Origin of the sequence: Erythrobacter ramosus (assembly GCF_009828055.1) — a bacterium.
In the GTDB taxonomy this organism is placed as follows: Bacteria; Pseudomonadota; Alphaproteobacteria; order Sphingomonadales; family Sphingomonadaceae; genus Erythrobacter; species Erythrobacter ramosus.
Genome location: NZ_WTYB01000004.1, coordinates 88289 through 109360, shown reverse-complemented (window position 1 = coordinate 109360; position 21072 = coordinate 88289). Strand labels below are relative to the sequence as shown.

General features: G+C 65.3%; 18 protein-coding genes. 9 read left to right on the top strand and 9 right to left on the bottom strand.

The window, feature by feature from the left end; translation table 11 throughout:
* The first annotated feature begins 81 nt into the window (after positions 1 to 81).
* Positions 82 to 2802 carry a TonB-dependent receptor domain-containing protein gene (locus GRI59_RS14490; RefSeq protein ID WP_160761958.1) on the top strand — a complete coding sequence of 907 codons (2721 nt, stop codon included), beginning with the start codon at positions 82 to 84 and terminating at the stop codon, positions 2800 to 2802.
* Between the two features lie 77 nt (positions 2803 to 2879).
* Here the strand turns inward: GRI59_RS14490 and GRI59_RS14485 are convergent, their stop codons facing one another.
* From GRI59_RS14485 to GRI59_RS14470, 4 genes are all read right to left on the bottom strand, one after another.
* A complete protein-coding gene (locus GRI59_RS14485) occupies positions 2880 to 3554 on the bottom strand; it encodes a response regulator transcription factor (RefSeq protein ID WP_160761957.1) in 675 nt (224 codons plus the stop codon).
* Positions 3555 to 3645: 91 nt separating this feature from the next.
* A complete protein-coding gene (locus tag GRI59_RS14480) occupies positions 3646 to 4671 on the bottom strand; it encodes an aldo/keto reductase (RefSeq protein WP_160761956.1) in 1026 nt (341 codons plus the stop codon).
* Positions 4672 to 4950: 279 nt separating this feature from the next.
* Positions 4951 to 5691 (bottom strand): SDR family NAD(P)-dependent oxidoreductase, encoded by a 741-nt coding sequence (locus GRI59_RS14475; RefSeq protein WP_160761955.1) that lies wholly within the window; start codon positions 5689 to 5691, stop codon positions 4951 to 4953.
* Between the two features lie 13 nt (positions 5692 to 5704).
* Entirely contained in the window at positions 5705 to 6847 is a 1143-nt protein-coding gene (locus GRI59_RS14470; protein WP_160761954.1) for an acyl-CoA dehydrogenase family protein, read from the bottom strand.
* Between the two features lie 134 nt (positions 6848 to 6981).
* On the opposite strand from GRI59_RS14470, the gene GRI59_RS14465 reads away from it, so the two are divergent.
* On the top strand, positions 6982 to 7368 hold the full coding sequence (locus GRI59_RS14465; protein WP_160761953.1) for a hypothetical protein: 387 nt from the start codon (positions 6982 to 6984) through the stop codon (positions 7366 to 7368).
* A 229-nt stretch (positions 7369 to 7597) separates the two neighbouring features.
* Here GRI59_RS14465 and GRI59_RS14460 read toward each other — a convergent pair whose 3' ends face one another.
* The 3 genes from GRI59_RS14460 to GRI59_RS14450 form a co-directional block, all read right to left on the bottom strand.
* Positions 7598 to 8413: a ferredoxin--NADP reductase gene (locus tag GRI59_RS14460; protein ID WP_160761952.1), complete on the bottom strand. Its 816-nt coding sequence runs from the start codon at positions 8411 to 8413 to the stop codon at positions 7598 to 7600.
* Between the two features lie 157 nt (positions 8414 to 8570).
* Positions 8571 to 9614 (bottom strand): Fe(3+) ABC transporter substrate-binding protein, encoded by a 1044-nt coding sequence (locus GRI59_RS14455; protein WP_160761951.1) that lies wholly within the window; start codon positions 9612 to 9614, stop codon positions 8571 to 8573.
* 64 nt (positions 9615 to 9678) lie between these two features.
* Positions 9679 to 10698: an ABC transporter ATP-binding protein gene (locus GRI59_RS14450; RefSeq protein WP_202391037.1), complete on the bottom strand. Its 1020-nt coding sequence runs from the start codon at positions 10696 to 10698 to the stop codon at positions 9679 to 9681.
* A gap of 101 nt (positions 10699 to 10799) precedes the next feature.
* Between GRI59_RS14450 and GRI59_RS14445 the strand changes: the two genes are divergently transcribed.
* From GRI59_RS14445 to GRI59_RS14420, 6 genes are all read left to right on the top strand, one after another.
* A complete protein-coding gene (locus GRI59_RS14445; RefSeq protein ID WP_337190287.1) occupies positions 10800 to 12398 on the top strand; it encodes an ABC transporter permease in 1599 nt (532 codons plus the stop codon).
* A 67-nt stretch (positions 12399 to 12465) separates the two neighbouring features.
* Entirely contained in the window at positions 12466 to 13467 is a 1002-nt protein-coding gene (gene bchI, locus GRI59_RS14440; RefSeq protein WP_160761949.1) for a magnesium chelatase ATPase subunit I, read from the top strand.
* Positions 13464 to 15152 (top strand): magnesium chelatase subunit D, encoded by a 1689-nt coding sequence (locus GRI59_RS14435; protein ID WP_160761948.1) that lies wholly within the window; start codon positions 13464 to 13466, stop codon positions 15150 to 15152. The genes bchI and GRI59_RS14435 overlap by 4 nt, the downstream gene beginning before the upstream one ends.
* Positions 15149 to 16039 carry an alpha/beta fold hydrolase BchO gene (gene bchO, locus GRI59_RS14430; protein ID WP_160761947.1) on the top strand — a complete coding sequence of 297 codons (891 nt, stop codon included), beginning with the start codon at positions 15149 to 15151 and terminating at the stop codon, positions 16037 to 16039. The genes GRI59_RS14435 and bchO overlap by 4 nt, the downstream gene beginning before the upstream one ends.
* On the top strand, positions 16032 to 16199 hold the full coding sequence (locus GRI59_RS14425; protein ID WP_160761946.1) for a hypothetical protein: 168 nt from the start codon (positions 16032 to 16034) through the stop codon (positions 16197 to 16199). Before bchO ends, GRI59_RS14425 begins: the two co-directional genes overlap by 8 nt.
* 257 nt (positions 16200 to 16456) lie before the next feature.
* Positions 16457 to 17401 (top strand): phosphatase PAP2 family protein, encoded by a 945-nt coding sequence (locus GRI59_RS14420; RefSeq protein ID WP_160761945.1) that lies wholly within the window; start codon positions 16457 to 16459, stop codon positions 17399 to 17401.
* Between the two features lie 14 nt (positions 17402 to 17415).
* Here the strand turns inward: GRI59_RS14420 and GRI59_RS14415 are convergent, their stop codons facing one another.
* The gene (locus tag GRI59_RS14415; protein WP_160761944.1) at positions 17416 to 18231 is read right to left on the bottom strand and encodes a hydroxyneurosporene dehydrogenase; all 816 of its coding nucleotides are present in this window, start codon (positions 18229 to 18231) and stop codon (positions 17416 to 17418) included.
* Positions 18232 to 18254: 23 nt separating this feature from the next.
* Complete coding sequence (crtD, locus tag GRI59_RS14410; RefSeq protein WP_160761943.1) at positions 18255 to 19817, bottom strand: 1-hydroxycarotenoid 3,4-desaturase CrtD; 1563 nt, start codon at positions 19815 to 19817, stop codon at positions 18255 to 18257.
* Positions 19818 to 19911: 94 nt separating this feature from the next.
* On the opposite strand from crtD, the gene GRI59_RS14405 reads away from it, so the two are divergent.
* Complete coding sequence (locus tag GRI59_RS14405) at positions 19912 to 21036, top strand: methyltransferase (RefSeq protein ID WP_160761942.1); 1125 nt, start codon at positions 19912 to 19914, stop codon at positions 21034 to 21036.
* Positions 21037 to 21072 lie beyond the last annotated feature (36 nt).

The window sequence follows — 21072 nt, the reverse complement described above, 5'->3', positions numbered from 1 at the left end:
TTCGGGGGAGACGCAGCTTCATCGCCGCGCCTCCCCCATTTTCACATACAGACTGACCATTTCATGAGGGGGTCCTCACCTATGTCGACCGGCACGCGCCTGGCAGGGCTGCTGCTTCTCACCACGTCGCTCACCTTGCCGTCTGTTCTGCACGCGCAGGATGTGCCGCAAGAAGAGGAAGCGGCGCAGGACCCGCTCACCGAAGAGGTGGAGGGCGAGCCTCCGGCTGAGGATTTGCAAGAAACCGATATCTCGGTTCCGGGCGGCGGGATTATTGTCACCGGACGGCGCAACCGCGATCCGGCGCGTAACTCAGGCCAGGTGCTCAGCGTGCTGAGCGAGGCCGATATCGCCCGTACTGGCGAAGGCGACATCGCCGGCGCGCTGGCGCGGGTGAGCGGCCTGTCGCTGGTCGGCAATGGCCGCGTCTTTGTGCGCGGTCTGGGCGATCGTTACTCGCTCGCGCTGCTGAACGGCCTGCCGCTCCCCAGCCCCGAGCCTTTGAGCCGCGTCGTCCCGCTCGACATCTTCCCGACCAGCGTGATCGCGTCGAGCCTCGTGCAGAAGACCTATTCGGCCAACTTCCCGGGCGAGTTCGGCGGCGGTGTGATCAACCTCACCACCAAAGCGATCCCGACCGAGGACTTCCTCACCATCGGCTTTACGGGTAGCGGCGATACCGAGACGACCTTCCAGAACGGCCTGACCTATTTCGGCAGCCGCTGGGACACCTTCGGCTTCGACAACGGCAACCGCGATTTCCCGACCGCACTGCAAGGCCTGATCGCCAGCGGCACCCGCATCAACGATGCGCCAATCGACGTGCAGCGCCAGCTGGCCGGGCAGATCATGCCGCTCAATCTCGTCACGCTGCAAAAGAATGACGAGCTGCCGATCAACTTCAGCGCCAACATCACCGGCGGCGCGTCGTTCGAGGTGGGTGATGGCAACTACCTCGGCCTGATCGCGACCGCCGGGATCACCAACACCTGGCGCAATCGCAATGTTACCAGCCAGCAGTTCGGCGATGCCGAAGCGGGCCAGATCCTGTTCGATTCGCGCAACTTCATCACCGATAACAAGGTGCTGGTGAACGGCCTCATCGGCATCGGGCTTGACATCGGCGAGCACACCATCCGCTGGACCAACCTTTATATCCGCGACACCCTCAAGACCGCGCGGCTGGCGACCGGCACTGACAGCTTCACTGACGTTGCTCGCCCGTTCGACTTCCAGACCCAGCAGACCGGCTGGTTCGAACGCCAGCTGATGGATTCGCAGATCGTTGCCGAATTCAACTTCGACGCCTTCGAGCTCGATTTGCGCGGCGGCTATGCCCGCACGGACCGCGAGGCACCCTACAACGCCATCGTCCCTTACATCCGCACCAACATCCCCGGCGATCCGTTCGGTGACAAATTCGTGGTCGATGTCGGCGCGCAGGTCGGCGGGACCGAGCGAATTCAGGTCGGTTTCGAAGACCTCACCGAAGAACTGTGGTTCGGCGGTGCGGACGTGACCTTCGAAGTCTCCGACACCCTGTCGCTGACCGCGGGCTATGCCTATTCGGACACCACCCGCCGCTCGCTGTCCTTCATCATCCGCCCGCTGCTCGGCTCCTCGGCGGAACTCAACACCGCGCTGCGAGCCTTGGGCCTGCGCCGTCCGGGTGACATCATCAACGGGGCGGTGCTGGCGGAATTCCCCGATGGCACGCCGTTCTTCAACGTCACCGTGTCCGATCCGACGCCCTTCCCGGTGTTCAATGCGGCGCTGACGACCCATGCAGGCTACGGTCTGGCGCGCTTCCGCCCGACCGATCGTGTGAATATCGAGGCGGGCGTGCGTTATGAAGACGGGCTTCAGGTCGCGGCACCCGATCTCACCTTCGGCGGCGGCAATCTTGCCAATCCGACGCGGATCGCCAACGACTATTTCCTGCCGTCTGCCACAATCACCTGGGAAGCGATCGACGATCTCCAGCTGCGGCTCTCAGCCTCGCAGACCATCGCCCGCCCGCAGTTCCGCGAGTTGGTCGAACAGACCTATTTCGATCCCGAGAGCAACCGCCGTTTCCGCGGCAACCCGTTCCTGCAGGACAGCGAGCTGATCAACGTCGAAGCGCGCGCCGAATATTACATGGGCGGCCCGAAGAAGGTAAGCCTCGCCGGGTTCTACAAGAAGATCGACAACCCGATCGAGAACTTCCTGATCACCGCGCCGGGCATCATCGAGACGAGCTATGCCAATGCTCCCTCAGCCGAGCTTTACGGGGCCGAGCTCGATGCCTCATACGGCATTGATCTGGCCGATTGGGGCGGGTTCTTCGAAACCAAGCAGTTCCTGATCATTGCCAACTACACCTACACCCAGTCGACCATTTCGGTGGGCGCGACCGATCTGGCCCCGATCCCCGGCGCAACCGGCCAGCTGGCAAGCCAGCTGTTCGATGATGGCTCGCCGCTGGTCGGCCAGTCCGATCACGTCGCCAACCTGTCGCTCGGCATCGAGGACCTCGACAAGGTCCAGCAGTTCACCGTGTTGTTCAACTATGCGAGCGAACGTGTGACCCTGCGCGGTGGGGCACTGCCCGATGTGGTGGAAGACCCGGGCCTGACGGTCGACGTCGTGGCGCGGTCGGAGATCAAGCTGGGCGGTTTGCCGCTCGAATTGTCGCTGGAGGCACGCAACATCTTCGGGCGCGACAATTTCGAGTTCCAGGAAGTGAACGGCAACCGCGCCGAGCTGAACACCTTCGACGTGGGCACCAGCTTCGCCATCGGGGTGAAGGCGGAGTTCTGATGATCGGGTAGAGGCTTCGGCCTCTACCACACCCGTCACCCCGTGCTTCACACGGGGTGACGAGGCAATTTCCATCCTCACCCCAAATCGAACACATACCCCAGCGACCGCACCGTGCGCAGCGGGTTGCCGCCTCCGGCCGATTTGATCGCGCGCCGCAGCCGGCCGATCCAGACATCCACCGTCCGCTCGTCAATCGGCGGTTCGCGCTTGCCGAGGCCGCTGATCAGGTCCTCACGGGTCAGAACCCGATTTGGGTTTTCGGCGAGGAAGCGCAGCAGGCGAAACTCGTTGGGCCGCAGCACGATGGGCGTCTCGTCCCAGCGCGCCTGAAGCGCCGCCATGTCGATCGTCAGCGCGCCGAGTTCGAACCGCCGGGTGGCATTGCGCTCCGCCCCGCGCGATTGCAGTGCCAGCACCCGGTCTAGCACCGCGGTTCGCGTCAAAGGCCCGATCACATAATCATCCGCTCCGGCTCGCAGTGCGCGGCGGCGATCCTCGGCATCGTCTTCTTCCAGCACCATCGTCACATGCGCATCAGCCGTCCGCGAATCGGCGCGCAGGCGGCGGCACAGCTCCAGCCCGGCCAGTTCGGGCATGACCCAGTCGACAAAGGCCCACATCGGCCCCTCAACCAGCCGCCGCGGGCCTTCCGGGCCGAGCCGGTCGAAAGTGAAACGCCGCTGATCATGGACGAAATCCTCCAGGCTTTCGCCCAGTTCGCCTGTCAGGAAGATATTGACGACATCCATGTTCTGTCAGCCCCGGTTTGATACCGGAGTGGCGCAGGTGTGTGACGCGTTTGTGACTGGATTTCAGTTGTATGTAACAATCGCTCCGCAATCACCCGCCGAGCACAGAAACCTTGTCCATTGCGGGCATCGGCATCCCCATCCCGGTCGGGAACTTGGGCCGATAGGGCGCTTCGAGCGCCGCGATGTCCTCCGCCGACAGCACGATATCGAGCGCGGCTACCGCGTCGGCAATATGCTGCGGCTTGGTCGCGCCGATAATCGGGGCGGCGACTTGCGGCTTGGTGAAATGCCACGCCAATCCAAGGCTCGCCATCGGCAGGCCGCGCCGGGCGGCGAGATCGGCGAGCGCGTCGATCACCGCGCGATCCGCCGCATCCTCCGCCTTGTAGAGCGCCTTGCCGACCACGTCGGTCTCGCTGCGTACCGTGGTTTCACCGAAAGGCCGGGTCAGCCGCCCACGCGCGAGCGGGCTCCACGGGATCACGCCGACACCCTGATCGGCACACAGCGGCAACATCTCGCGCTCCTCCTCGCGGTAGAGCAGGTTGAGCTGGTTCTGCATGGAAATGAACCGCGTCCAGCCATTCGCCCGTGCCACCTCCTGCGCCTTGGCGAACTGCCACGCATACATCGAGGACGCGCCGATATAGCGCGCCTTGCCCGCCTTCACGATGTCGTGCAGCGCCTCCATCGTCTCCGCGATGGGGGTCACATCGTCCCAGCGGTGGATCTGGAACAGATCGACGTAATCCATTCCCAGGCGCGTCAGAGAGTCGTCGATCGCCGCGAAGAGCGCCTTGCGCGACAGCCCGCCGCAATTGGGCGCATTGCGCCACACCCCAAAGGCCTTGGTGGCGACCACGATCTCGTCACGCCGCGCCATTTCCTTGAGGAGCTTGCCGGTGATCTCCTCGGAGGTGCCGCCCGAATAGATATTGGCCGTGTCGAAGAAGTTGATCCCTGCCTCCAGCGCCTCGCGGAAGAACGGGCGTGCGGCATCTTCGCCCAGCAGCCAGTCGCCGTGCCAGCCTTTGGAGGTATCGCCATAGGACATGCAGCCAAGGCACAGGCGCGAGACGGTGAGGCCGGATTTGCCAAGGCGGGTGAATTGCATGGTTTACCTCTGAATGGCGAATTGTGAAATATTGTTGCCGTCAAAGTTGACGAAGTTGACAGGGTGTCAAGCGGCAGATTTTCTTTCAAAACATTGATTATATTGGTATATTAGGCCAGAAATCGAAGTTGACAGATTGGCATAACAGCCCCCCCCCTGCTTCCCGCTGTGACTTTGACCGTAGTGCAATCTCCACGACCCTGCACCCGGCCGCTGCGTGTAGGAAAGAGGCCATACCGAATTGCCCGTGCTGATAACGTCGCGGCCAGCTTTTGCGCATCAGCCCAGCGTCAGCCCCCCGTCCACCACCAGCGTTTGCCCGGTGATGTAGGCGCTCAAGGGCGAGGCGAGGAACAGCGCGGCGCCCGCCATGTCCTCGGGCGTGCCCATGCGGCGCAGCGGGATCGCCTTGAGGCTGGCTTCGAGGCGCTCGGGGTTGTCGGTGGTCACGCTCGTCAGCTTGGTCGGCACCAGCCCCGGCGCGATGCCGTTGACCCGGATGCCATCCCGCGCCCAGGCCTCGCCCAGCGTCTTGGTCAGGCTAGCCGCGCCCGCCTTGGAGGCGGCATAGGCGGGCGTGCCGATGGTCGATTTGAACGCGGCGACGCTGGAGATTATGATAATCGCGCCCTTGGCGGTAGCCAGCGCCGGGTGGAAGGCGCGTGCGGCGTCCATCACCGAGTTGAGATTGATATCGACCACCGCATCCCAGCCCGCGCGGGTGAACTCCTGCCGCCCGTAACGCACGGTGCCTTGGGAGAGGACGAGCACATGGACCGGGCCCAATTCTGCCGCCAGCCGGTCAGCCGCATCGCGATCCGTCAGATCGAGCTGGCGGTAATCGAGCCCCGTGAAATCAGCGTCCTCGGCTTCAAGGTAGTCGCCGAAATCGGGCCGCGTCCCGGTGACCGTGACGCTCGCGCCCCGCCCCCGGAACCCGTGGGCAATGCCGTTCCCGATCCCGCTCGACCCGCCGATGACGAGGACGCGCTTGCCGGTAAAGTCGAGGGGGTCGGTCATGTCAGATACTCCCTCAGATCGAGCGCGAGATCACTTCCTTCATGATCTCATTCGTCCCGCCAAAAATCCGCGTCACGCGCGCGTCGCGCCACAGGCGGGCGATGGCGTATTCGTTCATGTAGCCTGCACCGCCGTGGAGTTGCAGCGACGCGTCGCACAGTTCCCATTGCAGGTCGGTGTGCCACAGCTTGGCCGCGCTCGCCTCGGCCGTGGTGAGCTCGCCTGCGAGATGCTTCTTGATCGCCCAGTCGAGATGCGCCCAGCCCACCTGCAGCTTGGCCTTGAGGTCGGCGAGGGTGAACTTGGTGTTCTGGAATTCGAACACGGTCTTGCCGAAAGCCTTGCGGTCCTTGGTGAATGTCACCGCCTCGTCGAACGCCCGCTGCGCTGCCGCCTGCGCGCCGACCGCGATGCCGAGGCGTTCCTGCGGCAGCTCCTCCATCAAGTGCACAAACCCCATGCCCTCCGCGCCGAGGATATTGGTCATCGGCACGCGGCAATCGTTGAAGAACAGCTCAGAGGTATCGGCAGCGTGCTGGCCGATCTTGTCGAGATTGCGCCCGCGCTCGAAGCCGGGGGTGTCGGCGTCGACCAGCACGAGGCTGATGCCCTTCGATCCCAGCTCGGGATCGGTCTTGGCCACCACGATCACGCAATCGGCGTTCTGGCCATTGGTGATGTAGGTTTTCGAGCCGTTGATGACGAGGTGGTTGCCGTCCTTCTTGGCGGTGGTGCGAATGCCCTGAAGGTCGGAGCCCGCGCCCGGCTCGGTCATGGCGATCGCGGTGATGATGTCGCCGCTGACCATGCCGGGGAGGTACTTGGCGCGCTGTTCGTCGTTGCCGAGACGCTCGAAATAGTTCGCAGTGATGTCGTTCTGGAGCGTGAAGCCGGCGGATGATCCGAGGTAGCTCAGCTCCTCAGTCAGCACGCAGTTGAAGCCGAAATCGAGGCCGAGGCCGCCGTTTTCTTCCTTCACCGTCATGCACAGCATCCCGGCGTCACCCATTTTCTTCCACACATCGCGCGGGACGATGCCGTTGGCCTCGTGCTCCTCCATGTGCGGGGTCAGATGTTCGGCGAAGACCTTGCGCACGGTGTCGCGGAAGGCCTCGTGGTCTTCGTTATAGGCGGTGCGGTATGAGGTTGCGAGCATGGCGGGTTGTCTCTCCGGGCAATGGGTTTTGATTTGCCACGATTGAACAGCCCGCGCAGGCGGGGGTCAAGTGCGAAAGTGGGGAGAGGTCACGGCTTGCGGGATGAGGACAATGCGAACATCATGTTGAGCTGGTGATCTCATGGATCGCAGCACGAAAGGGACGCATGGAAACGCTTACAGCCGAGATGATCGAGGCGATTGCATTAGAGTTCCAATCGATGCCCGGAGACATCTTGAAATCCTATCGAGACCCGCCAGGACGCAAGCCTAATGAGCGCCTTCTTTGTCTGCGGGACTCGATTGCGTGCATCGACGATGAGACTTTGGAGGCGCTGATCAGGGATGTGGTCGATGCTGCCGTCTTCCAAATGGTCTATCTGATGGGGGCGAGCTTCAAGTCCGGCCTCGACCTTGCCGTCAATCGCGGAGATGAACGCGAAAGCCTCAAGGGTGCCGTCCTGCATGAGGACTACCGGGCGCACATCAATCCCGGCGGCCTACCAGTCAAAACAGCGTGAGCGGCTGTAGAACGTCCCTACCGTCATCCCAGCGCAAGCTGGGACCTAGGGCGGCGAGCGCTGCACCTAGAGGCTCTAGGCCCCAGCTTTCGCTGGGGTGACGGGGAGGTTGGTGGGTACGAAACACCACCCCCCCTTCCCGGGCTTGACCCGGGACCCCGCTTCTTCTTCGTAACAGGGCGCAAAACACAGCGGGGCCCCGGGTCAAGCCCGGGGAGGGGAGTAAGCCTTACCCCACAAACGCGCGTTCGATCACGAACTGACCCGGCTTGTTGTTCGCGCCTTCCTCGAACCCGCGGCGTTCCAGATCGGCGGCGTGGTCCTTGATCATCGCCATTGATCCGCACAGCATCACGCGGTCTTCTTCGGGCACGAAGCGCTGCGGCCCTTTGCTCTGTTCGAACAGCCGGCCATCGTCGATCAGCTGCTGGATGCGGCCCTGCGTGCGGAAGCTTTCGCGGGTCACGGTCGGCACATAGATCATCTTGGCGCGATCATCGTCTTCGAGCAGCGGATCGCCTTCGAGCTTCGATTCCAGCAGCTCGCGATAGGCCAGCTCGTTCACGTTGCGCACCGAGTGGACGACAATCACTTCCTCGAACATCTGGTAGACATCGGGATCGCGCACGAGGCTCATGAACGGCGCAAGGCCGGTGCCGGTCGACAGCATGAAGAGGCGCTTGCCCGGAAGCAGCGCGTCGGTCACCAGCGTGCCGGTCGGCTTCTTGCCGAGGTAGATCGGATCGCCGACCTTGATGTGCTGGAGCCGCGAGGTCAGCGGACCGTCCTGCACCTTGATCGAGAGGAACTCCAATTCCTCGTCATAGCTGGGCGAAGCGACCGAATAGGCGCGCAGCAGCGGCTTGCCGTTGTCACCCGGCAGGCCGATCATCACGAACTCGCCCGAGCGGAAGCGGAAGCTCGGCGGGCGGGTCATCTTGAGCGTGAACAGCCCATCGGTCCAGTGATGGACGTAGGTGATAGTCTCAACAGAGAGCGCCGCGCTTTCGGTGAACTGGTCGCGGTCGATGATGGGCTGGTTCAAAACGGGCCTCGGATGTCAGGTCAGCGCCGCCCCCACGGGCAGCCGGAATGCGGGCGCAAATGGACGAGTAGCGCCCGCCCTTCAAGACAGTTTAGTGTTAAGGGGTGAAAGCGGGCCTTGATCTGCCGCAATTCGCGCGCCCTTTGCCCGGCCCGCGTCAGTTCCAGCCAGCGCGGTCGAAGATTTTCACGGCTTCGGCCTGTCCCTTGCCGATATCGGCGACGCTCAGCGTATCTGCCTTGAACGCGCCGAGCGCCTCGACGGCAGAATTGGCCTTCAGCCCGATGCTGGCGGGGTATTCGTTGTTGCCGTCCGCGAAGTACCGCTGGGCACTCTCCGAGGTCAGGTATTCGAGGAACTTCACCGCGTTGTCGCGATTGGGTGCGGTCTTGACGAGGCCCGCGCCGCTGACGTTGACGTGGGTTCCGACCCCGCCCTGATCGGGGAAGATCACGCCGACCTTGTCAAAGATCGCCTTGGCCGCAGCATCGCCCCCGGCATAGCGAGCGAGGTAATAGGTGTTGACCACCGACACCCGGCACTGCCCGGCGGCGACCGCTTCGATCATCGCAGTGTCATTGCCTTGCGGGGCCTGCTTGAAATTGGCCACCACGCCCTTGGTCCACGCCTCAGCCTCAGCCGCGCCCTTGTGGGCGATGATGCTGGAGAGGAGCGAGATGTTGTAGATGTTCGAGGACGACCGCATGCAGATCGCGCCCTTCAGCGCCGGACTGGCGAGATCGGCATAATTGGCGAGGCCCTGCGGCACGCCTTCGGCCTTGTTGTAGATGATGATCCTCGCGCGGGTCGACAGGCCGAACCATAGTCCATCCGGGTGGCGCAGGTTGGCGGGCAGGCGCTCCTTCAGCACTGGCGAATCGACCGGTGCGAGAATCCCTGCTTCTTCCGCCCGCCACAGCCGCCCGGCATCGACCGTGATGAGCAGGTCGGCGGGGCTGAACTCGCCCTCGGCTCCGATCCGTTCGATCAGCGCATCGGCGTCGGCCTCGATCCGGTTGACCTTTATCCCGGTTTCACGGGTGAAATCCTCGTAGAGCGCCAGATCGGTGTCGTAGTGGCGCGAGGAATAGATGTTGACCTCACCCGTGATCGGCACCGCCGCGTCGCCAGCGTCATCAGCGCAGCCGGACAGCGCGCCAAGGCTGACAAATGCGCAGGCGGCAAGGACGAGGTTCTTCATGTGAGAGAGGCTTTCTGTGACTACTTGCGAATGACTTGCAATATAATCGTGGGCCGCGCAAGCCCTAACTGCGCGCAAAAGCCCGCACGCTGTTCGGGTCCGGCAGCACGCTATAGGTCTTGTCCGGATCGACCGGCAGCGCGGTCTCGACAGTGATCGCCGCCCCATCCGCACCCTGGAGCAACACCCGGTCGCGCGGCCCCATCGGATGCACATCACGCACGCTGCACCCGCGACCATCCGCCACCGGCACCAGCCCGTCGGCCTGCACCAGCAGGTCGAATGCGGGGGCATCGGGCAACGCGCCGATCAGGCTCTCCAGCGGCCACAACCCGAACGGCGTATCCAGCCCCTCGGCCCCGCGCGTGCCCGAGATAATCTGCGCGCCGCTGAAAATCGCCCCGACCGAAGCGGTGGCGGGCGCATGGTGAAGCTCCTGCGGGGTGCCAAACTGGATGATCCGTCCGCCCTCCATCACCGCGATCCGATCCGCAATATCGAGCGCTTCGGCCGGATCATGCGTCACCAGCACCACCGTCGCCCCCGCCTCGCGCAGCAGAATGCGGCATTCGCGGCGGAGCTTGCGGCGCAGCACGATGTCGACGCTGGCGAAGGGCTCGTCCATCAGCAGCACCCGCGGCTCGGGCGCCATGGCGCGGGCGAGCGCGGCGCGCTGTTGCTGCCCGCCCGAAAGCTCGTGGGGATAGCGTGCGCCCATCCCGGCAAGCCCGACCTTAGCGAGCCAGCTATCTGCTTCCCCGCGCCGCGCTTTGGGCAGGCCAAAGGCAACATTGGCGGCCAGCGTCATGTGCGGAAACAGCGCGCCGTCCTGAAACACCAGCCCCACGGGCCGCGCTTCGGGCGGCGGGCTGCGCTGCGCGTCGGCCAGCACCTCGTCCCCCAGCGTAACCTCGCCCTGCTGCACTCTCAGCAAGCCAGCCGCGAGGCCAAGCAGTGTTGACTTCCCGCAACCCGACGCGCCAAGCAGGCACGTGATTTCCCCCGCGGGCGCGGTAAAGCTGATATCCTCCAGCGCCCGCACCTCACCGTATGCATGGGCAATATGACGAAATTCGAGGCTCAATGGCTGATCCTGCCCTCACGGCGCGTGGGTTTTGGGGGAAACTCCCGGTGAGCCGCCTTAGGCAAATTGCAGGCCATGGCGCAAGCGGCGGCGGTTGGAGCGTGACCGCGCTGGTCATCGCCGCGCTGGCTGGACTGCCGATTGCCGCGATTGCCTGGGCCTCGCTCGCAGGAGGCGGAGAGGCGATTGCCGATCTCGCTGCGACCGTGCTGCCGACCTATGTCGCCAACACCGCGCTCTTGATGCTGGTCGCGGGCGGCATTGCAGCGGTGGTGGGAACGGGCTGCGCATGGCTGGTCGCCGCGACCCGCTTTCCGGCGCGCCGTGTGCTTAGCTGGGCGCTGGTGCTGCCGCTCGCCCTGCCCGCCTATCTGGCCGCCTATATCTATGCCGATCTGCTCGATTTTGCCGGGCCGCTGCAAAGCGCCCTGCGCGCAAGCATGGGCTGGGTAGCGGACGATTATGCCTTCCCCGACATCCGGTCGCTGGGCGGCGGGGCGTTCGTGCTGGGCTTTGTGCTCTATCCTTACGTCTATCTGCTGGCCCGCACCGCCTTTGCAACCCAGAGCATCACGCAATTCCGCGCCGCCCGCAGCCTTGGCGCTGCGCCTGCGCGGGCGTTCTGGCGCGTGGCGATGCCCGCCGCCCGTCCCGCCATCGCCGGGGGCCTCGCGCTGGTGCTGATGGAGGTGCTCGCCGATTTCGGCGTGGCCGAATATTTCGCGATCCCCACCTTCTCGACCGGGATCTTCCGCAGCTGGCTGGCAATGGGCGACAAGGCCGCCGCCTTGAAGCTCGCTGCGATCATGCTGGTCTTCGTCATCGCGCTGGTGGCGTGGGAGGCGCAGAGCCGGCGCGGACGCAGCGACAGCCGCGATGGCCTCGCCGCGCGGCGTGACGAAGAGCCGTTGGTGGCACTGACGCCGCTGGGCAAGGGACTAGCCTTCCTCGCCTGCGCCGCGCCGGTGCTGCTCGGCTTTGTGCTGCCCGCCGGATATCTCGCCACCCTTGCGCTGACCCCGATCGCGCAAGGTGCTGCGGGCGACCTTCCCACCTATATCCGTGGTAGCCTGTGGCTCGGCCTTGCTGCGGCAAGCCTGTGCCTTGTCGCCGCGCTTATGCTCGCCTTTGCCCGCGCGCGCTCGGCCTCGCGCATCACGGCGAGCGCGATCCGGCTGGCGACGCTGGGCTATGCGCTGCCGGGTGCTTTGCTGGCGGTCGGCCTGCTCGCTCCGCTCGGAGCTTTCGACCAAAGCCTCACCCGCTTCGCCCGCGACAGTTTCGGATGGAGCGGCGGCTTGTTGCTGACCGGCACCAGCGCGCTGCTGATCTATGCGCTGTCGGTGCGGTTCATGACGGTCGCCTATAACAGCGTCAGCGGCGGGCTGGCGCGCATTCCCCCCGGCCTTGATGCCGCTGCGAGGAGCCTTGGCGCTTCCCCGTCGCGCGTGCTTGCCCGGATCTACGCCCCGCTGCTCGCCCCGAGCCTGGCGGGAGCGGCGGCGCTGGTGTTCATCGACACCTTGCGCGAACTGCCCGCGACACTGATCCTGCGCCCATTCAACCTCGAAACGCTGGCGACCCGCACCTACCGCCTCGCGAGTGACGAACGGCTGGTGGAAGCCGCCATCCCGGCGCTGATCCTGCTCGCAGCGGGGCTGCTGCCGGTGCTTGTGTTGAATCGGCTGGGGAAGCGGTAGAAAACTGTCCAGCCAGCCTGTCACACGGCTTGTCCGACGCGCGACAACCGTTCACAAGACGCTCCACATGGCACGCTTCCCCTTCTCCGCAATCGTCGGTCAGGACGAGATGAAACTGGCCCTGCTCATTGCAGCGGTCGACCCCAGCATTGGCGGGGTGATGGTGTTCGGCGATCGCGGCACCGGCAAGAGCACCGCTGCGCGCGCGCTCGCCAGCCTGCTGCCGCCGATCATGGCTGCGGAAGGCTGCCCCTATGGTGCCTCCAAAGAGGATCAGGCGCGTTATCCGGGCGTCTGCGGCACGGGCAAGATGGTCAAGCGCGCGGTTCCCTTCGTCGATATGCCGCTCGGCGCGACCGAGGACCGGGTGATCGGCTCGCTCGACTTGGAACGCGCGCTGCGCTCGGGCGAGAAGGCGTTTGAACCCGGTCTGCTGGCCAAAGCCCATCGCGGGTTCCTGTATATCGACGAGATCAACCTGCTCGAAGACCACCTCGTCGATCTGCTGCTGGACGTCGCCGCTTCGGGCGAGAACGTGGTGGAGCGCGAAGGCCTGTCGGTGCGCCACCCGGCCAAGTTCGTGCTGATCGGCAGCGGCAACCCGGAAGAAGGCGAACTTAGGCCCCAGCTGCTCGACCGCTTCGGCCTTTCGGTGGAAGTGCGCAGCCCGAAGGATATTGAGGTCAGGATCGCGATCATGCGCCTCGTCGCCGAGAACGAGCGTGATCCCGAAAGCTTCGCAGCGCGTTGGGCGGGTGAGGACGAGGCGATCCTCAAGCGCGTCGCCAAGGGCAAGGCACGGCTCCCCAAGCTGGAAGCGGGCGATGATGTGCTGCGCGATGCCGCCAATCTGTGCCTTGCCGTGGGCGCGGATGGCCTGCGCGGCGAGCTCACCCTGATGCGCGCCGCCCGCGCGCTGGCGGCGCTAGAGGGCGCCAAGAGCGTCACTCGCAAGCATATGATCGCCATTGCCCCGCTGGCGCTGCGCCACCGACTGCGGCGCGATGTGCTGGACGAGACCGGCTCCACCGTGCGCATCACCCGGGCGATCGCCGAGCTGTTCGGATGACCCTCAACGACACCGCTGACCCGCTGGATGATGCGGTGCTGGCGGCGCGGCTGTTTGCTCTGGCTCCGGCCACTTTCAAAGGCATGGTCCTGCGCGGCAACAGCCCGGCGCGCGAGGCGCTGGTGGCGGCTTTGGGCGCTCGCGTTACGCTCAGGCGAATGCCGGGGCATATTGATGACGAGCGGCTGCTGGGCGGGATCGATCTCGCCGCGAGCCTCTCCGCCGGTCGCCCGATCCGGCAGACCGGGTTGATCGAGGAAGCACGCGGCGGCGTGCTGCTCGCCGGAATGGCCGAGCGGATGGATGGCAGCATCGCCGGACGGCTCGCGCAGTCTCTGGACGAAGGGCAGGCCGCGCTGGTGCTGCTCGACGATGCGACCGAGCCCGAGGAAGCGCCGCCGGCCAGCCTGACCGAACGGCTGGCCTTTGCTTGCGACCTGTCCACCTCGCGGCGCTGGCAGGGGGTGGCGCTGGCTCCGGCGGCTGGCACTTTGGCGCTGGTGGCTCCGCTTGGCGACGACGCCCTGCGCGCGCTCGCCGCGACTGCTGACGCGCTGGGAGTGGAGAGCGTGCGGGCGCTGATCTTTGCCGGAGAGGCGGCGCGTGGGCTTGCCGCGCTCGACGGGCGCGGCGCTGCGGAAAAGGCCGATCTGACCGGCGCAGTGCGGCTGGTGCTCGCCCCGCGCGCCACGCGCTTGCCACCGCAGGAACAGGACGCCCCGCCCGAAGACAAGCCGCCTCCCCCTGAGGGCGAGCGGGATGACCAGTCCGACGGCGAACAGCAGCAGCAGGAACTCGATCTCTCCGACATCCTGGTCGAAGCGGCCAAGGCAGCGATCCCGGCGGATCTGCTCGCACAACTCGCCCAAGGCAAAGCCCCGCGCCGCTCGTCCAGCAGCGGGACCGGGCAGAAACGCAAGGCCGCCACGCGCGGCAAGCCACTGGGCGCGCGTCCCGGAATGCCGCGCGGCGGGGCCAAGCTGGCGTTGATCGACTCGCTGCGAGCCGCTGTCCCATGGCAGGCCGTCAGGCGTCGGGAAGCGGGCGCCAATGACGCCTCGGCAATCCTGATGCGCAAGGAAGACCTGCGCATCCGCCGCTTCGAGGAACGCGCCGCCCGTGTCACGATCTTCGCGGTCGACGCCAGCGGCTCGGCGGCAGCAGCGCGGCTCGCCGAGGCCAAGGGCGCGGTCGAATTGATGCTGGGCCAAGCCTATGTTACCCGCTCCGAAGTCGCGCTGGTCGCATTCCGGGGAACGAGCGCCGAACTGATTCTGCCCCCCACCCGCTCGCTCACCCGGGCGCGGCGGACGCTGGCGGAATTGCCCGGCGGCGGGGGCACGCCGCTTGCGATGGGCCTTAACGCCGCCCGCGAAGTGGCCGAAGCCGTCATCGCGCGCGGGCGCAGTGCGGCGCTGGTGATCCTGACGGATGGCCGCGCCAATATCGCCGCCGACGGCGCGCCCGGCAGGCCCCAAGCCGCCGCCGATGCCGAGGCCGCCGCCAAGGCCATCTACGCGCGCGGGATCGACGCATTGGTGGTCGACATCTCCGCCCGCCCTGGCCCCGAAGGCGCGGCGCTGGCCGCTGCGCTGGGCGGGCGTTTCCTCGCTCTCCCCCGCGCCGACGCCCGCATGATCACGGCTGCGATCAACGCGGTTCAGCCCATCGGCAAGGCGGCATGAGCACGCTCGATTGGAACCGCGAAGGCCTGATCTGGCCGCACCGCGAGGCAAGTGACTTCGTGAGCCTTGGCGCCAAGCGCTGGCACGTGCAGCGCATGGGGAGCGGCCCGCCGCTGCTGCTGCTCCACGGCACCGGCGCTTCGGTGCATTCATGGCGCGGGCTGATGCCGCTGCTGGCACAGACCCACACCGTCATCGCCCCCGATCTGCCGCGCCATGCCTTCACGACCGGGCATGATGCCTATGCAATGAGCCTGCCGGCGATGGCGGGCGAGATTGCGGGGCTGATGAAGGTGCTCGATGTTGAGCCCACGGCCATCATCGGCCATTCGGCAGGCGCGGCGATTGCGCTGCAAATGGCGCTCGACCACGGCTACACCGGCCCGATCATTGGCCTCAATTCCGCGCTGCGGCCCTTCCCCGGCGCGCTTGCACAGATTTTCCCGGCGGTCGCCAAAGCGCTGTTCATCAACCCGCTGGTGCCGCGGTTGTTTGCCGGGAGCATTGACCTTGTCGGCGGCGCCAAGAAGTTCCTGTGGCGGTCGACCCACTCGCATATCGAGCCGGAGGGCCTCGCCTGTTACCGCACACTCCTGAAGCACCCCGCGCACGCGGGCGGCGCGCTGGCGATGATGGCGAACTGGGACTTGCCCGGCCTGCGTCTGCGGATGGGTGATGTCCGCAACCCGGTGCTGCTGATCCACGGGGCAAATGACCCCGCCATCCCGCTCGACTGGGCCAAGGACGCCCATAGCTGGCTGGCGAACGCGCGGCTGGACGTGCTTCCCAGTCTCGGCCATCTTGCCCATGAGGAAGCGCCCGAGAAAGCCGCTGCGCTGATCGCCGCCTTCCTCGCCGAGCAAAGTCAGGAGGCGCGCCATGGATAGCGGCACATTCGGCTGGATCGAGCTGGTGTTTTTCTACGGCATCGCGATCGGGTTCGGCGTCTGGCAATGGGTGAAGATGGACCGCATGCTGAAAAAGACCCGCGCCGAAAAGGCAGCGAAAGACGCGGCCGAGCGCGAGGGCGGACCGCCTGCCGCCTGACGCAACTTGCGTTCATTCAGGATCGCCGTGGGCGTGACCTTTGCACGCCTGAACGGATCGCGGCCTATCCCATGTGAATTTCCTTTGGCAGGCGGCATCTTTTCAGCCATGGGCGGCGCTCACCACCGCGCCTGCGGGCGCGTCTGAAACCTTGGAACACCGTTCTTCGACATCTTTACTGGAAAACGCTGTTTTTCATGGACGCTCAGACAGGAAGCCTTGCAAACGATCTGATCAACCCGGCGGCTTCGCGGCGCGTGAATCTGCTATCCGTGCCGGGCCTGCCTGAACTCGTTCTCGCGTTCTCGTTCCTGCTGGTCGCCACAGTGCTGGCCTGGCGCTTTGACCTGCCATTCGTGATTCCGGCGAGTGACGCGCTGGAATTCACCGGCATGAGTTACGGCGTGCCGCTGTCGCTGATCGCTGTGCTCGGCCTCTACCTGATCGTGACGAAGCAGGTCAGACGGCTGATCTATTATGGCCTCGCGGCAATCGCTTACGGTGTGATCCTGATTGCGCATTTCAATGTCAAACTGTGGATGAGCTTGATCAACCCCACCTTGTGGGACGACTTCTTCTGGAAGACCGATCAAGCCCTGCGGCCATTGGTTGACGCAGCCTTCGCCGTGCACCGCGGGGCCGACATGATCTTGCCGGTCGGCGAACATCTCTACCTTTTCGCGTTTCTGGCCATGTTCGCGGGCAGCATCATCGTTCATTCGGCGCAGTGCTTCATCGTTTTTCGCAAGGTCATCTTCACCGCCATGCTGGTGCACGTCCTCGGCGCGCTGAGTTATCTGGTGATGCCGGCTGTCGGCCCGTTCCTTTACGAACAAGGCATCAACGCGCTCGAAACCGCACGCCAGGTCCACATGTATGGCGGTTACCAAGCCCTCGTAGCGGGCGGGCGGCCGTGGATTGCAAGCGAGGGAAGCCAGTACATGTTCGCCGCCGTCGCGGCCATGCCCTCGCTTCATGTCGCCTCATCCGCAGTGTTCGTTTACTTCGCGTGGAAGCATGTGCGCTGGCTGGGGGTGGCCTACCTGCCGCTGTTCACCTTCATTATCTTCGAAGCCATAGCGACGCGCTGGCACTATTGGATTGATGTCGCCGCAGGGCTGGCGCTGACGGCATTGGCAATCGCCATCACCACGGCGCTGTTCCGCTCGTTAGAGGCCGAAGAGGCAGCGCGCCTGCGCTGACCAAGCCTTCCGGCTTAACGGGCCCTCCTCGGCATCCGATAGGGCAGCATGAACTGCACCAGCGGCGATGAAAACCGCCGCATGTCGAGGCTCTCCTGCACTGCCACCACCTCCTCACCCGCAAAGCGCGACGCGAGTTCGGAGCGGGCGTAGAAGGGCGTATCCTCCCACGTGCGGCGCACTTCGGCGACGCCGATATCGGAGCGAGTGCGGCGATCCACCCGCCACTTGCTCGGCGGCAATTGGGCGATGGGCGGGAGGTCGACTGGCTCAGGCACGCCATCGGCGCCGAAGCGCAAGGCGCTGGCAAACAGCGAACCGTCACCGCGCTCGCCTTCGTAGCAGACCAGCGCCCCTTCGTTCAGATGCGCGCGCGACCAGTGCCAAGTGTTGAAGCCTGTCTCCAGCGGCTCTGCGCCGCGGTTGTGATCGAGATAGGCCTTGCCGCTCCACGAGATGCCGGGCGAGCTCATCTCCACTTCAATCCGCGCGCGCGGGGCAAGGCAGTGCCAGATGTGGCTCTCGGCCCCGTCGAGCGCGAAGGCGGTGCGGTTGAGCGCCTCGGGGAACACCCGCACGCGTCCACGCACCGGGCGCTGCCACGGGACGAACAACCGGGTGTCACCTTCAACGATGTCGATCGTCAGCGCCTCGCCATCCCAGCGCACCGCGCTCGGCCCGATGACGAGATTGCTGGCGTCACGCTCCACCGCGCCGCGCCCACGCTCGGTCATCACCCAGCGATGCTGCGGGCCATAGAGCGCGACATTGAGCGAGGCGTGATCAAGCGGATCGCCTCGCCCGGAGCGCTTGTAATAGGGTGAAAACACGCTCCCGAGGAACGCGATGATCGTCAGCCCGTGCTGCCCGTCGTCACTGATCGCGTCGACATACCACCAGCTGTAGCCACCGGGCGGGATGTCCTCATCGAAGCGAGGTCCTTCGCGATGACCCGCGCTGCCAGCTGCCCGGACAAGGCTGCCATGGGCACCCCAGCTGCCGGGTGGGTCGCCCCGCCCGTGCAATAGAGACCGGGCAGACGGGTCCTGGGCCCCTGCCGCTGGAAAGAGGCCGCCCAGCCGTGCGACGCTCTGCCATAGAGGGCGCCGCCCGTTGCCGGGAACAGGCCCTCCCAGTCCTGAGGGGTCATGAGCTGATGCGGCATTTGCTCCTCCAGTTGCAGGCCGCAGCGTTTCAGCGTGGCCATCATGGCTTGCGTGCATCGGGCTCTCTCCTCGGGTGTATAGTCGTGGACGTCTCCGTTGGCGGGGGCGTTGACGATGATCTGGATGCGTTCGCGGCCCCGTGGAGGGGCTGCGTGTTCACTGGCGCCGCGGTCGGTGGCGCAGACATAGACGGTCGGCCCTGACGGCGTGCCGCCTTGGCCAATCTCACGGAACTCAGCCGCGTAATCGCGCGAGAAGAAGACATTGTGGTGAGTGAGGTCGAAGCCGCTGGTCTCGGCGTGGGCGTACCACACCAGCGCGGACAGCGAGCGCTTGGCCCCCGGGATCGCCGGCACCGCGCGCGTGGCGTCTTGCCCGAAGCGTCCGGTGGCAAGCGCGCCCGGGTCGCCGTTACAGATCACGATATCGGCGGGAATGACCTCGCCCGATGCGAGCCTGACGCCGCTGGTGCGCCCGTCCGCGGTGAGCACTTCGGCGACCGCCGCATTGGTCCGCACCCGCGCGCCTTGCTGCGTGGCAAGGCTTGCAATCGCCTTGGCCAGCGCATGGATTCCGCCCTCGATCAGCCACACCCCGCGCGCCTCGACATGCGCGATCAGCATCAGCGTGGCGGGCGCGGCGAAGGGGGATGATCCGCAATAAGTGGCGTAGCGCCCGAACAATTGCTGGAGGCGCGGGTCCTTGAAGTGAGCGCCCAGCGCATTCCACATCCCGTCGAACGGCCGCATCGCCAGCATATCGCCCAGCTTCCACGGCCCGATCCGCCACATCATCGGTAGCGGCGTCGAAGCCTTGTCGCCGCGCAGGAATGGGTCTTCAAGCACTGCGAAGATGCGCGCCGCCTCTTCTGTAAAGCTGCGATAGCCGCGCGCTGCCTCCGCTCCGGCGAAAGCACCCACGGCGTCTATGCTGCGGTTGCGGTCGGCATACAGATCGAGGTGGCCGCTATCGTCCCACGCATGGCGCGCGATCACTTCGGCGCGGTTGACGGTGACATGATCCTCGAGGGCTGTGCCGCAAGCGGCAAAGACCTCGTCGAACACTTCGCGATAGGTGAAGACGGTCGGCCCACCGTCAATTGCGGCCCCGTCAACTGCGACGCGGCGCGCCTTGCCGCCGACCCAGGCCTCTTTTTCCAGCACGGTCACATCGGCCCCGCGCGCAGCAAGCAAGGCGGCGCTGGTCAGCCCGCCTATCCCTGCCCCGATCACGACGACTCGCGCGTCCACCCGTCTCAGCTCCCGTCAACCCAGCGATTATCATTGACCTTACGCACGTCTCTGTCCAATTATTTAGACATATGGTCTGTGAAACACCCCGACAGTGAGCAAATGGACCACCTTCAAGGTCGGATATGTGACGCGTCGCAACCGCGTTTTTGCGTCCCCGAAATTCCAGCACTGGGCCGCGCGCCTGCCGATCATCAAGTGGATCGCCCGCTCGCGTGCTGATGCTGCTTTCGATCTGCTCGCTGGTTTCGCTTATTCGCAGGTCTTGCGCGCTTTTGTCGAAAGCGGGCTGTTCGATGTGTTGAAGGACGGCCCGCTCAGCGCTGCCGTGATCGCCGCGCGCATCGACCTGTCGGAAAGCGCGGCGCTGACCCTGCTGCGCGCTGGCCGCCCGTTGATGCTGTCCGAGGAACCTGCGCCCGACCAATGGATGCTCGGCGAACAAGGTGCTGTATTCGCGAGCAATCCCGGCGTTCAGGCGATGGTGCGCCATCACCGTTTGCTCTATACCGACCTTGCCGATCCGCTGGCCCTGCTACGCGCTGATCGGCGGGAGCCAACGGCGCTGTCGCGCTTCTGGACCTATGCCGGTGCGCTCCACGGAGCAAGCGAGCGCGGCACCGATACGGCGGAGTATTCGCAGCTGATGGCCGCATCGCAGCATTTCGTCGCCGACGAAGTGCTGGCCTCGGTCGGCTTCCGCGACGTCGAGCGGCTGCTTGATGTCGGCGGCGGGCACGGCGCGTTCCTGCGCCATATCGGCGCGGCCTGGCCGCATCTCAAGCTCGGCCTGTTCGACCTGCCCGAAGTGGCGGAGGCCGGCGCCAAGCTGCTCGGCGAGGCGCTCGGGGCGAGCCGCGTGACCGGGCATCCGGGGAATTTCTTCAAGGATTCCGTGCCCCAAGGCTACGACATGGTCTCGTTGATCCGCATCCTGCACGATCATGACGACGCGCCAGCGCAAGGCCTGCTGGCCAATATCCACGCCAGTCTTGCCCCCGGCGCGCAACTGCTGATTGCCGAGCCGATGGCGCAGATTCCCGGTGCAGAACCGATGGGGGAGGCGTTCTTCGGCCTCTACCTATGGGCGATGGGTTCAGGTCGGCCCCGCAGCCCTGCCGAAATCATCGCGATGCTGCAGGCAGCCGGGTTCGCATCGGCTCGGGTCGTCGCGACAGCACAACCGGTCAACGCAAGCATCATTATTGCCCGGGCCTGAGCATAAATTGTCCAAGTTGTTTGACAGTCGGATATG

What these genes read in the sequence shown, in the direction of transcription:
- GRI59_RS14435 (WP_160761948.1), top strand. Translation starts at nt 13,464, where the DNA reads ATGACCCTCAACGACACCGCTGACCCGCTGGATGATGCGGTGCTGGCG.
- GRI59_RS14480 (WP_160761956.1), bottom strand. Translation starts at nt 4,671, where the DNA reads ATGCAATTCACCCGCCTTGGCAAATCCGGCCTCACCGTCTCGCGCCTG.
- GRI59_RS14470 (WP_160761954.1), bottom strand. Translation starts at nt 6,847, where the DNA reads ATGCTCGCAACCTCATACCGCACCGCCTATAACGAAGACCACGAGGCC.
- GRI59_RS14475 (WP_160761955.1), bottom strand. Translation starts at nt 5,691, where the DNA reads ATGACCGACCCCCTCGACTTTACCGGCAAGCGCGTCCTCGTCATCGGC.
- GRI59_RS14490 (WP_160761958.1), top strand. Translation starts at nt 82, where the DNA reads ATGTCGACCGGCACGCGCCTGGCAGGGCTGCTGCTTCTCACCACGTCG.
- GRI59_RS14455 (WP_160761951.1), bottom strand. Translation starts at nt 9,614, where the DNA reads ATGAAGAACCTCGTCCTTGCCGCCTGCGCATTTGTCAGCCTTGGCGCG.
- bchI (WP_160761949.1), top strand. Translation starts at nt 12,466, where the DNA reads ATGGCACGCTTCCCCTTCTCCGCAATCGTCGGTCAGGACGAGATGAAA.
- bchO (WP_160761947.1), top strand. Translation starts at nt 15,149, where the DNA reads ATGAGCACGCTCGATTGGAACCGCGAAGGCCTGATCTGGCCGCACCGC.
- GRI59_RS14485 (WP_160761957.1), bottom strand. Translation starts at nt 3,554, where the DNA reads ATGGATGTCGTCAATATCTTCCTGACAGGCGAACTGGGCGAAAGCCTG.
- GRI59_RS14425 (WP_160761946.1), top strand. Translation starts at nt 16,032, where the DNA reads ATGGATAGCGGCACATTCGGCTGGATCGAGCTGGTGTTTTTCTACGGC.